The sequence below is a fragment of the Streptomyces sp. NBC_00019 genome, from assembly GCF_045041015.1.
Lineage (GTDB): Bacteria > Actinomycetota > Actinomycetes > Streptomycetales > Streptomycetaceae > Streptomyces.
Map to the genome: position 1 here is coordinate 3,126,823 of NZ_CP108302.1, position 13,673 is coordinate 3,140,495.

Below are 13,673 nucleotides of genomic sequence, written 5' to 3' on the forward strand. Positions count from 1 at the left end.
GCTAGGGTGGCCAACGTAGAGCACTCGCGGGAGCCCGGACGCACCGGGCTGAGAGGGAGGCTGGCGGCCTCCGACCGTACGAACCTGATCCGGGTCATGCCGGCGAAGGGAGGGGCTGGACGCCCATGTCCTCACGTACGTCAGACGTCCTCGTCGTCGGGGGCGGAATCATCGGCCTTGTCACGGCCTGGCGGGCCGCGCAGCGCGGTTTCGCCACAGCCGTCGTCGATCCCGAACCGGGCGGCGGGGCCGCCCAGGTGGCCGCCGGGATGCTGGCCGCCGTCACGGAACTGCACTACGGCGAGCAGACCCTGCTGGGCCTGAACCTGGCCTCGGCCCGCCGCTATCCGGAGTTCGCGGCCGAGCTCACCGAGCTGACCGGCCACGACCTCGGCTACCGCCGCTGCGGCACGCTCGCCGTCGCGCTGGACGCCGACGACCGTGCCCATCTGCGGGAACTGCACGCCCTGCAGCAGGAGTCGGGCCTGGAGTCGGAGTGGCTGTCCGGGCGGGAATGCCGGCGCCTGGAGCCGATGCTCGCACCGGGCGTGCGCGGCGGGCTGCGGGTCGACGGCGACCATCAGATCGACCCCCGGCGGCTGATCAAGGCGCTGCTGGCCGCCTGCGAGCGGGCGGGCGTGGTCTTCCACCGCCTGTGGGCCGAGCGCCTGGACCTCGTGGGGGACCGGGCCGCCGGCATCACCGCCACCGACGGCACCCGGCTGGGCGCGGCCCAGGTGGTGCTCGCCGCCGGCAGCCTCAGCGGGCGGCTCGCCGGTGTCCCCGACGACGTGCTGCCGCCGGTGCGGCCCGTGAAGGGGCAGGTGCTGCGGCTGACCGTGCCGCAGCGGTACGCGCCCTTCCTGAACCGGACCGTGCGGGCCGTGGTCCGTGGCAGCCAGGTCTATCTGGTACCGCGCGAGAACGGCGAGCTGGTGATCGGGGCGACCAGCGAGGAGCAGGGCTGGGACACCACGGTGACCGCGGGCGGGGTGTACGAGCTGCTGCGCGACGCCCATGAGCTGGTGCCGGGCATCACGGAACTGCCGCTCACGGAGACCCGCGCGGGGCTGCGCCCCGGTTCCCCCGACAACGCACCGCTGCTCGGACCGACCGAGCTCCCTGGGCTGCTCCTGGCGACCGGCCACTATCGCAACGGTGTGCTGCTCACGCCGGTCACCGGCGACGCGATGGCCCATGTGCTGACCACGGGTGAACTGCCGGTCGAGGTCCGCCCCTTCACCCCCCGGCGTTTCACCTTCACGGAGCTGCCCGCATGAACATCTCCGTCAACGGAGAGCCGCGGGAGATCGCTCCCGGCACGGCTCTCGACACCGTCGTGCGGGCCCTCGCCCCGGCCCCCGCCGGAGTGGCCGCGGCCCTCAACGAGACCGTCGTCCCGCGCGGACAGTGGCCGTCGACGTCCCTCCGCGAGGGAGACCGCGTCGAGGTCCTCACCGCCGTCCAAGGAGGCTGACCCATGGCCGACGATCCCTTCGTCCTCGGCGGTACGACCTTCTCCTCCCGCCTGATCATGGGCACCGGCGGCGCGCCCAGCCCGGATGTGCTGGAGCGGGCGCTGATCGCCTCGGGCACAGAGCTGACCACGGTCGCGATGCGCCGGGTGGATCCGAATGTGCACGGCTCGGTCCTCTCCGTGCTGACCAGGCTCGGCATCGAGGTGCTGCCCAACACCGCGGGCTGCTTCACCGCGGGCGAGGCCGTGCTGACGGCCCGCCTCGCGCGCGAGGCCCTCGGCACCGATCTGATCAAGCTGGAGGTGATCGCCGACGAACGCACCCTGCTGCCGGACCCCATCGAGCTCCTGGACGCCGCGGAGACGCTGGTCGACGACGGTTTCACGGTCCTGCCGTACACCAACGACGACCCCGTCCTCGCGCGGAAGCTGGAGGACGTGGGCTGCGCGGCGATCATGCCGCTGGGCTCCCCGATCGGCTCCGGGCTCGGGATCCGCAACCCGCACAACTTCCAGCTGATCGTCGAGCACGCGCGCGTGCCGGTGATCCTGGACGCGGGGGCCGGTACGGCGTCGGACGCGGCGCTCGCGATGGAGCTGGGGTGCGCGGGTGTGATGCTCGCCTCGGCGGTGACGCGGGCCCAGGAGCCGGAGCTGATGGCGCACGCGATGCGGCACGCGGTGGAGGCGGGCCGGCTGGCGTACCGGGCGGGGCGCATCCCCAAGCGGCATTTCGCCGAAGCCTCGTCCCCCAAGGAGGGGTTGGCGCGGCTGGATCCCGAACGCCCCGCATTCTGAACGTACGTTCGACGCAGGCCGAAATTCGTTGCGACGTCCGTCACAGGACGGCTTCAGTCCCGCCCCGATCTCGCCCGAACCTGCGGCCCTGTCAGTCGCGGCTCGTACACTCACCTGCGTGGATACGACCCTTCAGGACCCTCTGGTCGGGCAGGTGCTCGACGGCCGCTATCGCGTGGACGCGCGGATCGCGGTCGGCGGGATGGCCACGGTCTACCGGGCCGTGGACACCCGCCTCGACCGCGTGCTCGCGCTGAAGGTGATGCACCCGGGCCTCGCCGCCGACGTCACCTTCGTCGACCGGTTCATCCGCGAGGCCAAGTCCGTCGCCCGGCTCGCCCACCCCAATGTGGTGCAGGTCTTCGACCAGGGCACCGACGGGTCGTACGTCTATCTCGCCATGGAGTACGTGGCGGGCTGCACCCTGCGTGACGTGCTGCGCGACCGTGGCGCGCTGCAGCCGCGGGCCGCGCTCGACATCCTGGAGCCGGTCCTCGCCGCGCTCGGCGCCGCGCACCGCGCGGGGTTCGTGCACCGGGACATGAAGCCCGAGAACGTGCTGATCGGGGACGACGGCCGGGTCAAGGTGGCCGACTTCGGGCTCGTCCGGTCCGTCGACACCGTCACCAACACCACGGGCACCGTGCTCGGCACGGTCTCGTATCTCGCGCCGGAGCAGATCGAGAGCGGCACAGCCGACCCCCGCGTCGACGTGTACGCGTGCGGTGTCGTGCTCTACGAGATGCTGACCGGCGAGAAGCCGCACGACGGGGACTCCCCCGCCGTGGTGCTCTACAAGCACCTCCACGAGGACGTCCCGCCGCCCTCGGGCATCGTGCCGGGGCTGGCGTACGAGCTGGACGAGCTGGTCGCCTCGGCGACCGCCCGCACCCCGGACATCCGCCCGTACGACGCGGTGGCGCTGCTCGCGCAGGCCCGCGCGGCGCGCGGCGCGCTCAGCGAGGACCAGCTGGACCTGGTGCCGCCGCAGGCCCTGTCCGTCGCGCACAGTGGCACCGAGGACCGCACCAGCGTGATCCCGCGCTCACTGACGGTGCCGAGGCCGCTACCGGTCAACGAGGACGGGCCCGCGCTCAACCACACGAGCCGGTTCGAGTCCCCGCCGCCGCCCCCGCCGCGCCGGCGCCGTTCGGGACCCCCGCGCGGGCCGCTCGCGATCGTCGTCGCCCTTCTGCTGATCCTCGGTGTCGGAGCCGGCGTCTGGTACATCAACTCCGGCCAGTTCACCAAGGTCCCGGCGCTGATCGACAAGACCGAGACGCAGGCCCGGGACCGGTTGGAGGAGGCCGGGCTCGAGGTCGGCAAGGTGAAGCAGGAGTACAGCGACACCGTGAAGCGCGGCCGGGTCATCGGCTCGGACCCGACCGTGGGCACCCGCATACGGAGCAACGACTCCGTGACGCTGACCGTCTCCAAGGGCCCCGAGACCGTGAAGCTGGGTGACCTGAAGGGCCTCCGCCTCGACAAGGCGAGGGCACGGCTCAAGGGCGACGGGCTCGAACCGGGCATGGTGACCCGGGAGTTCAGCGAGGACGTCATCAAGGGCTTCGTGATCAGCACCGACCCGGAGGCGGGCACCACGCTCCGCTCGGGCGCGGCGGTCGCCCTCGTCGTCAGCAAGGGCAGCCCGGTGGACGTCCCGGACGTCACCGGCGAGAGCCTGGAGGACGCGAAGGCGGACCTGGAGGACGCGGGCCTGAAGGTGAAGGTCGCCTCCGAGCAGGTCAACTCCGAGTACGACAAGGGCTTGGTCGCCGCGCAGACCCCGCAGGACGGCAGCGAGGCCGCCGAGGGCGACACCGTGACGCTGACGATCTCCAAGGGTCCGGAGATGGTCGAGGTCCCGGACGTGGTCGGCGACAGCGTCGACGACGCGAAGACCGAGCTGGAGGGGGCCGGCTTCGAGGTCGACGAGGACCGCGGGCTCCTCGGGCTGTTCGGCGACACCGTCAAGAACCAGTCGGTGGAGGGCGGCCAGACCGCCCCCAAGGGGTCGACGATCACCATCGAGATCCGCTGAGCGGGCCCGATCACCAGCCGTTGACAGGGTGCCCCGCGCCGCGTGGCACCCTGGACGGGTGATGACTCAGCGCAACCCCGTCGGCGGCCATGTCCCCGTGGCCGGCGGTCTGAACTCCGTCGGTCTGTCCTACGCCCGTGACCTCGCGGCCGAGACCGTGCAGGTCTTCGTCGCCAACCCGCGCGGCTGGGCCACGCCCACCGGCAACCCGCGGCAGGACGAGGAGTTCCGTGCGGCGTGCGCGGCGGAGTCGATCCCGGCGTACGTCCATGCCCCGTATCTGATCAACTTCGGCTCGCACACCGAGGCGACGGTGGAGAGGTCGGTGGAGAGCCTGCGGCACTCGCTGCGGCGCGGGCGGGAGATCGGGGCGCTCGGCGTCGTCGTGCACACGGGCAGCGCGACCGGCGGACGGGACCGGTCCGTCGCCCTCAACCAGGTTCGGGAGTACATGCTGCCGCTGCTCGACGAGCTCACCCACGACGACGACCCGTATCTGCTGCTGGAGTCGACCGCCGGCCAGGGTGCCTCGCTCTGCTCGCGGACCTGGGACTTCGGTCCGTACTTCGAGGCGCTGGACGCCCATCCCAAGCTGGGCATCTGCCTCGACACCTGCCACATCTTCGCGGCCGGCCACGACCTGACCGGCCCCTCCGGCATGCACCAGACCCTCGACCTGCTGGTGGACACCGTCGGCGAGGGCCGTCTGAAGCTGATCCACGCCAACGACCCCAAGGACGTGGTCGGCGCCCACAAGGACCGGCACGCGAACATCGGCGCCGGCCATATCGGCGAGGACCCGTTCCGGGCGCTGATGACCCACCCCGCCACCGAGGGCGTACCGCTGATCATCGAGACGCCCGGCGGCAAGGAGGGACATGCGGCGGACGTGGAGCGGCTGAAGAAACTGCGAGACGCATAGCCCGTTAGGAAATACCCCCGGAGGGTATACGGTTCTTGCTCGGTGCAGGAACCGTCACCTGACATTGGGGGCACTCATGCAACACGAGGCGCAGGCGGAACACGCTCACCACCGGACAGGCGGCAGCTGGGCCGTGGCCGTCCGGGCCACCCTCCACTGCCTCACGGGGTGCGCCATCGGCGAGGTGCTCGGCATGGTCATCGGCACCGCGCTCGGCTGGGGCAACACCCCGACCCTGATCCTGGCGATCGTCCTCGCCTTCTTCTTCGGCTACGCGCTCACCCTGCGCGGCGTCATCAAGGCGGGCCTGGGTCTGCGCGCCGCACTGAAGGTGGCGCTGGCCGCGGACACCCTGTCCATCGCCGTGATGGAGCTGGTCGACAACGGAGTGATCGTGCTGTGGCCGGGAGCCATGGACGCCGAACTCGCCGACCCGCTGTTCTGGGGTGCGCTGGCGATCGCCCTGGCCATCGCCTTCGTCCTCACCACGCCGGTCAACAAGTGGATGATCGGCCGCGGCAAGGGCCACGCGGTGGTGCACCAGTACCACCACTGACCAGTACCACTACCGACCAGCACCACTACCGACCGGAGCCCTAGAGCTCGGGCCCGTCGCCGGGCACTTCCTGGTAGGAGTAGCGCTGCTCCCGCCAGGGGTCGCCGATGTTGTGATAGCCGCGCTCCTCCCAGAAGCCACGGCGGTCGGCGATCATGTACTCGACGCCGCGGACCCATTTGGGCCCCTTCCAGGCGTACAGATGGGGGACGACCAGCCGGAGCGGGAAGCCGTGCTCGGCGGTGAGCAGCTCGCCGTCCTTGTGCGTGGCGAAGATCGTGCGCTCGGCGGCGAAGTCCGCGAGGCGCAGGTTGGAGCTGAAGCCGTACTCGGCCCACACCATCACATGGGTGACGGCCGGGGCCGGCGGGGCGATGTCCAGGATGGTCCGGGCGGGGACGCCGCCCCACTCCGCGCCGAGCATGCTGAACTTCGTGACGCAGTGCAGATCGGCCACGACGGAGGTGTGCGTCAGAGCCGTGAACTCGTCGTGGTTCCAGCACTGCTTCTCACCGTCGGCGGTGGCTCCGAAGACGCGGAACTCCCAGCGTTCGGGGCGGAACTTGGGGACGGGTCCGTAGTGCGTGACCGGCCAGCCGCGCTGGATTCGCTGTCCCGGCGGAAGCTCGGATTGTGCCGCTTCTCCTGACTCGCGTTCCACCGGCTGACCCATGACTCCATCCTGACAGACCCGGGGCAGTGCACATGACCAGCCCCTTGCCAATTCGCCTCAAATCGGACTAAGCATGCCCTTACTTACTAAGTGAAGACTTACTGGACGATCTTCGATACCGGTGCAAGGATGCGGCGCAACCTGCCAGTTCCCCCCGGTTGGAAGGAGCCTCTGCGATGCAGGGCGACCCCGAGGTCATCGAATTCCTCAACGAGCAGCTCACCGGCGAGCTCACCGCGATCAACCAGTACTTCCTGCACGCGAAGATGCAGGAGAACTTCGGCTGGACGAAGCTCGCCAAGTACACGCGCCACGAGTCGTTCGACGAGATGAAGCACGCCGAGGTGCTCACCGACCGGATCCTCTTCCTGGACGGGCTGCCGAACTACCAGCGCCTGTTCCACGTCCGGGTCGGGCAGACGGTCAAGGAGATGTTCGAGGCCGACCGGCAGGTCGAGGTCGAGGCGATCGACCGCCTCAAGCGCGGGATCGAGGTGATGCGCGCCAAGGGCGACATCACGTCCGCGAACATCTTCGAGTCGATCCTCGAGGACGAGGAGCACCACATCGACTACCTCGACACCCAGCTGGAACTGGTGGAGAAGCTCGGCGAGGCGCTCTACATCGCACAGCTGATCGAGCAGCCGGAGAGCTAGGCGGCCTCGTCCAGCCCGGCAAGAACCGGCTGCCCCTGGTCGGCGAGCTCACGCGTCGGGCAGGCGCCCCGGCCCAGCAGCGCCTGGATGCGCCGCACACAGGAACCGCAGTCGGTGCCCGCCTTGCAGGCGGAGGCTATCTGGCGCGGGGTGCAGGCACCGTCCGCCGCATGCTTCTTGACCTGCTGCTCGGTGACGCCGAAGCAACTGCAGACGAACACGCGGTTCACCTCCCGCCGGGATGGATAAGTGGTGCCGTCCCGATTAATCGGTGAGGCTAACCTAACCTTACCCGGCGCGCAGGAACCGCAAAAGTGGAGTGGGGCGCGGATCGTATGTGATCCGCGCCCCACCTCATGCTCCTGTAACAGGCGCATCCACTGCTGATCTGCTACTAGTCCCGGTACAGCTCCGCGACGAGGAACGCCAGGTCCAGGGACTGGCTGCGGTTGAGCCTCGGGTCGCAGGCCGTCTCGTAGCGCTGGTGCAGGTCGTCGACGAAGATCTCGTCGCCGCCGCCCACGCACTCGGTGACGTCGTCGCCGGTGAGCTCCACGTGGATGCCGCCCGGGTGGGTGCCCAGGCCCTTGTGGACCTCGAAGAAGCCCTTGACCTCGTCGAGCACATCGTCGAAGCGACGGGTCTTGTGGCCGGAGGCCGCCTCGTAGGTGTTGCCGTGCATCGGGTCGGTGATCCAAGCGACGGTCGCGCCGGAGGCGGTGACCTTCTCGACCAGCTCGGGCAGCTTGTCGCGGACCTTGTCCGCGCCCATCCGCACGATGAAGGTGAGGCGGCCCGGCTCGCGGTCCGGGTCGAGGCGCTCGATGTACTGCAGCGCGTCCTCGGCCGTGGTCGTCGGGCCCAGCTTGATCCCGATCGGGTTGCGGATCTTGGAGGCGAACTCGATGTGCGCGCCGTCCAGCTGGCGGGTGCGCTCACCGATCCAGACCATGTGGCCCGAGACGTCGTACAGCTGGCCCGTACGCGAGTCGACCCTGGTCAGCGCCGACTCGTAGTCGAGGAGCAGCGCCTCGTGGGAGGCGTAGAACTCGACCGTCTTGAACTCCTCCGGGTCCGTGCCGCAGGCCCGCATGAAGTTCAGCGCGTTGTCGATCTCCCGCGCGAGCTGCTCGTAGCGCTGGCCGGACGGGGACGACTTCACGAAGTCCTGGTTCCAGGCGTGCACCTGGCGCAGGTCCGCGTATCCACCCGTGGTGAAGGCACGCACCAGGTTGAGCGTGGAGGCGGAGGCGTTGTACATCCGCTTCAGGCGCTCGGGGTCCGGGATGCGGGCCTTCTCGTTGAACTCGAAGCCGTTGACCGAGTCGCCGCGGTACGTCGGCAGGGTCACGCCGTCGCGGGTCTCGGTGCCCTTGGAGCGCGGCTTGGAGTACTGGCCGGCGATACGGCCGACCTTCACGACCGGCACCGAGGCGGCGTACGTGAGCACGGCGCCCATCTGGAGCAGGGTCTTGAGCTTGTTGCGGATGTGGTCGGCGGACACCGCGTCGAAGGCCTCGGCGCAGTCGCCGCCCTGGAGGAGGAACGCCTCTCCCTTGGCGACGGCCGCCAACCGGGCGCGCAGCTGATCGCACTCGCCCGCGAAGACGAGCGGCGGATACGACTCGAGGTCCGCAACGACTGCGCGCAGAGCCTCGGTGTCGGGGTACTCGGGCTGCTGCGCCGCGGGCAGGTCTCGCCAGGTGTTGCCGGCGCTCTGGCCGGTCTTAGCGTTCACGGTCACGGCCTCAACATTACGGGGTCGTGTCGCGTCGTTTTCGCACGGCTCGACAGGTGAGACGCACCCATGCTCAGGTGCGCGTGAGGTAAGGTGCCTCGCATGTTCGCGCACTCGACCCAGAACTGGTGGTGGACCGCTCATCCGGCGGCCCACTGACTGCGCGTACGCAAGACTTCGCGAAGGCCGCCCGAGGGGCGGCCTTCGGCGTTTCCGGGGTCCGTTCCTCCCAGTGCACTCTCACCGAGAAGGACAACGGACCCATGCATCTGATCGACCTGCTCGACGATCCCCGCCCGTTCGCCCTGCTGCGCCGTCGTACGCCGGGCCATGACGAGCGGACCGTGGAGCTCCTGCTCGGCCCGGTCACCACGTACGACCGCCTCGCCGACCTCCCCGACAAAGGCCTTGCCCTGGTCCCCTTCCGCCAGATCCGCGAGCGCGGCTTCGACGTGCGGGACGACGGGACGCCGCTCGCGGTGCTGACGCCCGAGGAGACCCACACGCTGGATCTGGACGAGGTCCTGGCCCAGCTCCCGGCGCACGACGTGCGTGTCGAGCGCGGTGGCTTCGACGTCGGCGACGAGGAGTACGCCGGGATCGTCGGGCGCGTGCTGCGGGAGGAGATCGGGCAGGGCGAGGGCGCGAACTTCGTGATCCGGCGGACGTACGGGGGTGAGATCCCGGGGTTCGGAAGAGCCGATGCCCTCGCCCTGTTCCGGCGGCTCCTCGAGGGTGAGCGCGGCGCGTACTGGACGTTCGTCGTCCACACCGGTGACCGGACCCTCGTCGGCGCCAGCCCGGAGGTGCATGTGCGCATGTCCGGCGGCACGGTCGTCATGAACCCGATCAGCGGGACGTACCGCTATCCCGCCGAGGGGCCGACGCCCGAGCACCTGCTCGACTTCCTCGCCGACGGCAAGGAGATCGAGGAGCTGTCGATGGTCGTCGACGAGGAGCTCAAGATGATGTGCACCGTCGGCGACATGGGCGGGGTCGTCATCGGGCCGCGGCTGAAGGAGATGGCTCATCTCGCGCACACGGAGTACGAGCTGCGCGGGAAGTCCTCGCTGGATGTGCGGGAGGTGCTGAAGGAGACCATGTTCGCGGCGACCGTCACCGGCTCGCCCGTGCAGAACGCCTGCCGGGTCATCGAGCGGCACGAGGTCGGGGGGCGCGGCTACTACGCGGGGGCGCTGGCGCTGCTGGGGAGGGACTCCGGCGGGGCCCAGACCCTGGACTCCCCCATCCTCATCCGTACCGCGGACATCGACGCGGACGGCCGGCTGCGGGTACCGGTCGGTGCCACGCTCGTCCGTGGCTCGGACCCGGCGGGGGAGGTGGCCGAGACGCACGCGAAGGCGGCGGGGGTGCTGGCGGCGCTGGGCGTGCGTGCGCAGAGGCCGCGCGAGGAAGGCGTACGTCCCCGGCTGGCCGACGACCCCCGGGTGCGGGCCGCTCTCGACGGTCGCCGGTCCTCGCTCGCCCCGTTCTGGCTGCGGATGCAGGAAGCCCCGAAGAAGGACGCGGAGCTCACCGGCCATGCCCTGGTCGTGGACGGCGAGGACACCTTCACGGCGATGCTCGCGCACGTCCTGCGGTCCAGCGGTCTTGAGGTCACCGTCCGGCGCTACGACGAGCCCGGTCTGCGCGAGGCGGTCCTCGCCCATGAGGGTCCGGTGGTCCTGGGTCCCGGTCCGGGCGACCCATGCGACCTGACCGACCCCAAGATGGGCTTCCTGCGTGACCTGACCGCCCGTGTCGTCCGCGAGAACCGGCACGGGGTGCTCGGCGTCTGTCTCGGGCACGAACTGCTGGCGGCCGAGCTGGGGCTGGAGATCGTACGGAAGGAAGTGCCCTACCAGGGCGCGCAGACGACGGTCGATCTGTTCGGGCGGCCGGAGACCGTGGGCTTCTACAACAGCTTCGTGGCGCACTGCGACGACGAGACGGCGGCCGAGCTGGCCGCGCACGAGGTCGAGGTCAGCCGGAGCGCCGCGGGCGAGGTGCATGCCCTGCGCGGGCCGGGCTTCGCCGGGGTGCAGTTCCACCCGGAGTCGGTGCTCACGCTGAACGGTGCCGCGGTCGTACGGGAGTTGGTGGGTCAGCTGCGCGGGACGAGCACGTTCTCGGAGCGGCGGCCGGCCTTGTAGTCGAGGACGTTGCGCACCGTGGCGTCGACGATCTGGCCGACGGCGTCCTCGGTGTAGTACGCCTGGTGTGACGTGACCAGGACGTTCGGGAAGGTGACCAGGCGGGCCAGGGTGTCGTCCTCGATGGCCTCCAGGGACTTGTCGAGGAAGAACAGGCCCGCCTCCGCCTCGTACACGTCGAGGCCGACGCCCGTGAAGCGGCCGGCGCGCAGCTCGTCGACGAGGGCCGTGGTGTCGATCAGGCCGCCGCGGCTGGAGTTGACCAGGATCGCGTCGTCCTTCATCGCCTTCAGGGCGTCGGCGTCGATGAGGTGCTTGGTCTCCGGCATCAGCGGGACGTGCAGGGTGACGAGGTCGGACTCGGCGAGGAGCTGCTCCTTGGGGACGTACTCCATGCCGAGTTCCCTGCAGGCCGGATTCTCGGCGACGTCCCATCCCAGCAATCGCATGCCGAAGCCGTGGGCGATCCGGGTGAAGGCCTCGCCGATCTTGCCGGTGCCGAGGACGCCGGCGGTGCGGCCGCGCAGGTCGCGGCCCATCAGGCCGTCGAGGCGGAAGTCGAAGTCCCGGGTGCGGGTGGAGGCGCGGACGATACGGCGGTTGACGGCCATGGCGAGGGTCCAGGCGAACTCGGCGACGGAGTACGGCGAGTAGTACGAGACCCGGGCGACCGTCATGCCGAGCCGTTCGGCGACCTTGAGGTCGATGTTGTTGAACCCGGTGGACCGCTGGGCGATCATCCGTGTGCCGCCGGCCGCGAGGACCTCCAGGACACGGGCGCCGAGTTCGGCGTTGACGCTGGTGGAGATCACCTCGTAGCCGGCCGCGATGGGGGCGGTGTCCTCGTTGAGGAAGACGTCGAGGCAGCGGACCTCGTGGTGACCCCGGAAGGCCTGCTGGATCAGGGGCTTCTCGTCCGCCTGGACACCGAAGGCGAGGATCTCCACGCGGCCCTCCGGGGTGCGCCGGAATTGTCTGGTACTGGCGAATATCTCACAGACCTCTACGGAGCCGCTCCGTCAGCGCGCGGCCCTGCTGCGGGGACGGGCGGGGTTCGGCGAGGCGGCTGTGGAGACGGTCGAGATGCAGGTCCACGGTGGCCTCGACGAGCTCCGCGTAGGCCTCGGCGGCGAGAGCGGCCCTTCGCTGCGCGACGGCGGCGGTCACCAGGGCGATCAGCGCGGCCGGCCACCAGCACAGGGCGAGCGGCAGATACAGCAGCGCCCAGCCGCCCAACGCGAACGCGGCGTCCAGGCGGGTCCGGGTCTCGGTGAGGGTGTCGCGGGTGGACGTGGGGAGAAGGAGCCACAGACGGGGCCAGACGGTGGCGAGGTCGATGCCGTACTCGGCCCCGAGGCGGACGGCAGGGGCGTGGAGACGGTCCCCGAGGCGGGTGGGGTGTTCGGGACGGATGAGGGAGTTGGCGTTGCGCCGGGCGGCATGGACCGCGGCGCGCCGGTCGTGGTGGGCGGCGATCCCGGCGTAGCGGGTGGCTCGGGCGGCGTGGTGCTGGGCGGGTCGAGTGGGGGTGCCGCCGGTGGGGCGGGCCGGGGTGGGGGCGGGGGAAGGAGCCGTGGCGGGCTGGGTGGTGTCGAGACCGGTGGCGGAGGGGGCGGTGGCGTGGGCCGTGACGGGGCGGGTGGTGCGAGCCGCGACGGAGTCGGCGACCGCAGCCGCGTCGGGATCGACGGACGGAGCGGTACCGGCGCGGGCCGGGTCGAGATCGTCGTCGGACCGGGCCGGGTCCGGGGTGGTGGTTGAGCGGGCGGCGTCAGGGGCGGCGGGTGAGGTCCCCGTGGCCTGGTTCTGAGCGGTCTGTCTGTCGGCGTGGCGGGCGGCCTGGGTTGAGGTGATCTGTCTGCGGCCGGCCGCCTCCGCCAGGGCGCGCTGTCTGCGGTAGGCGGTGTCCTCGGCGGTCCAGGCTCTCTCGCGGCGGGCGGTCAGGCGGGTCGAGAGGGCCGTGAAGGGGCGGGGCCACGGGCCGCACAGGGCTCGCTCGACCGGGCCGGCGAGTGCCTGGGCGAGGGCGCCGACGGCCGCGGAGACGGGGACCGCGGCGAGGATCAGCAGGACGGCGCGGGCGACCAGGCTGTCCTGCTGCCCGGGGTCGCCCTCGGTGAGTGCGGTGAAGCCGTCCCACAGGGCACGCCAGTCGTGCCAGCCGCTCTGGCCGAGCCGCACGGCGGCCGCCCCGACCAGCAGATAGGCGAGGCCGGGCAGGACGAGCAGGGTGAACCACCGCTCGGCCAGCTTCCGGCCGAGCTCGGCGAGGAATCCCGTCACCGGATGTCCCTCATGCGTCGGGGACGAAGGTCAGTACGCGCTCGTGGAGCAGGCACTCGGGCGGGCCCTCACCGGCGAAGCGCTGCTCGACGCGCTGACAGGCGCCGATCGGGCAGAGGTAGTGGCCGGGGACGGGCGGGCCGGGAGTGGCGACCGGGGTAGGGGCGTGACGTCCGAGCAGCGGATCGGTGACGGCGGGGTCGAGCGAGCGCAGCACCTCACCGAAGTCCGCGCCCTCGCGCAGCCGCCGTACGGCCTGTTCGAACGCCGCCCGCCTCGGACCGCTCAGCATCCGCAGCACCGCCAGCTCCCGGCAGAAATCGGCATGCAGAGTGCTCAGCGCGGCGGGATCGTCCGGAAGGGCCATGGTCCGATC

At 70.8% G+C, this 13,673-nt stretch carries 15 protein-coding genes and 1 riboswitch; of the genes, 9 read left to right on the forward strand and 6 right to left on the reverse strand.

The features are described from left to right. Positions 1-16 precede the first annotated feature (16 nt). A riboswitch (TPP riboswitch) is annotated at positions 17-128 on the forward strand. The 6 genes from thiO (at position 126) to OHU89_RS14975 (ending at position 5,794) form a co-directional block, all read left to right on the forward strand. Next, a complete protein-coding gene (gene thiO / locus OHU89_RS14950; RefSeq protein WP_405643078.1) occupies positions 126-1,280 on the forward strand; it encodes a glycine oxidase ThiO in 1,155 nt (384 codons plus the stop codon). (Overlaps the previous riboswitch by 3 nt.) Further along, on the forward strand, positions 1,277-1,477 hold the full coding sequence (gene thiS / locus OHU89_RS14955; protein ID WP_266893578.1) for a sulfur carrier protein ThiS: 201 nt from the start codon (positions 1,277-1,279) through the stop codon (positions 1,475-1,477). Before thiO ends, thiS begins: the two co-directional genes overlap by 4 nt. Before the next feature lie 3 nt (positions 1,478-1,480). Next, positions 1,481-2,275 (forward strand): thiazole synthase, encoded by a 795-nt coding sequence (locus OHU89_RS14960; RefSeq protein WP_266893576.1) that lies wholly within the window; start codon positions 1,481-1,483, stop codon positions 2,273-2,275. Positions 2,276-2,393: 118 nt separating this feature from the next. Continuing rightward, entirely contained in the window at positions 2,394-4,316 is a 1,923-nt protein-coding gene (gene pknB / locus OHU89_RS14965) for a Stk1 family PASTA domain-containing Ser/Thr kinase (protein ID WP_405643080.1), read from the forward strand. A 61-nt stretch (positions 4,317-4,377) separates the two neighbouring features. Continuing rightward, positions 4,378-5,238 (forward strand): deoxyribonuclease IV, encoded by an 861-nt coding sequence (locus OHU89_RS14970; RefSeq protein ID WP_405643082.1) that lies wholly within the window; start codon positions 4,378-4,380, stop codon positions 5,236-5,238. Positions 5,239-5,314: 76 nt separating this feature from the next. Continuing rightward, complete coding sequence (locus tag OHU89_RS14975; protein ID WP_405643084.1) at positions 5,315-5,794, forward strand: DUF4396 domain-containing protein; 480 nt, start codon at positions 5,315-5,317, stop codon at positions 5,792-5,794. 40 nt (positions 5,795-5,834) lie between these two features. Here OHU89_RS14975 and OHU89_RS14980 read toward each other — a convergent pair whose 3' ends face one another. Further along, positions 5,835-6,467, reverse strand: a complete 633-nt coding sequence (locus OHU89_RS14980; protein ID WP_405643087.1) for a sulfite oxidase-like oxidoreductase — start codon at positions 6,465-6,467, stop codon at positions 5,835-5,837. A gap of 176 nt (positions 6,468-6,643) precedes the next feature. Between OHU89_RS14980 and bfr the strand changes: the two genes are divergently transcribed. Next, on the forward strand, positions 6,644-7,123 hold the full coding sequence (gene bfr / locus OHU89_RS14985; RefSeq protein ID WP_030596293.1) for a bacterioferritin: 480 nt from the start codon (positions 6,644-6,646) through the stop codon (positions 7,121-7,123). Here the strand turns inward: bfr and OHU89_RS14990 are convergent. After that, the gene (locus OHU89_RS14990) at positions 7,120-7,344 is read right to left on the reverse strand and encodes a bacterioferritin-associated ferredoxin (protein ID WP_266893565.1); all 225 of its coding nucleotides are present in this window, start codon (positions 7,342-7,344) and stop codon (positions 7,120-7,122) included. The genes bfr and OHU89_RS14990 overlap by 4 nt on opposite strands. 173 nt (positions 7,345-7,517) lie before the next feature. After that, positions 7,518-8,867, reverse strand: coding sequence for a class II 3-deoxy-7-phosphoheptulonate synthase (locus OHU89_RS14995; protein WP_405643090.1), 1,350 nt, complete (start codon positions 8,865-8,867; stop codon positions 7,518-7,520). Positions 8,868-8,963: 96 nt separating this feature from the next. Between OHU89_RS14995 and OHU89_RS15000 the strand changes: the two genes are divergently transcribed. Both OHU89_RS15000 and OHU89_RS15005 read left to right on the forward strand, forming a co-directional pair. Continuing rightward, complete coding sequence (locus OHU89_RS15000) at positions 8,964-9,020, forward strand: trp operon leader peptide (RefSeq protein ID WP_071528813.1); 57 nt, start codon at positions 8,964-8,966, stop codon at positions 9,018-9,020. 104 nt (positions 9,021-9,124) lie between these two features. Further along, positions 9,125-11,014 carry an anthranilate synthase family protein gene (locus OHU89_RS15005; RefSeq protein WP_405643092.1) on the forward strand — a complete coding sequence of 630 codons (1,890 nt, stop codon included), beginning with the start codon at positions 9,125-9,127 and terminating at the stop codon, positions 11,012-11,014. Here OHU89_RS15005 and OHU89_RS15010 read toward each other — a convergent pair. The 3 genes from OHU89_RS15010 to OHU89_RS15020 are packed head-to-tail and all read right to left on the reverse strand — an operon-like array spanning position 10,966 to position 13,664. Continuing rightward, positions 10,966-11,961, reverse strand: coding sequence for a 2-hydroxyacid dehydrogenase (locus OHU89_RS15010; protein WP_405643094.1), 996 nt, complete (start codon positions 11,959-11,961; stop codon positions 10,966-10,968). The genes OHU89_RS15005 and OHU89_RS15010 overlap by 49 nt on opposite strands. 46 nt (positions 11,962-12,007) lie before the next feature. Beyond that, positions 12,008-13,297, reverse strand: a complete 1,290-nt coding sequence (locus OHU89_RS15015) for a hypothetical protein (protein WP_405643096.1) — start codon at positions 13,295-13,297, stop codon at positions 12,008-12,010. A gap of 10 nt (positions 13,298-13,307) precedes the next feature. Then, complete coding sequence (locus OHU89_RS15020; protein ID WP_266893555.1) at positions 13,308-13,664, reverse strand: hypothetical protein; 357 nt, start codon at positions 13,662-13,664, stop codon at positions 13,308-13,310. Between the last annotated feature and the right edge of the window lie 9 nt (positions 13,665-13,673).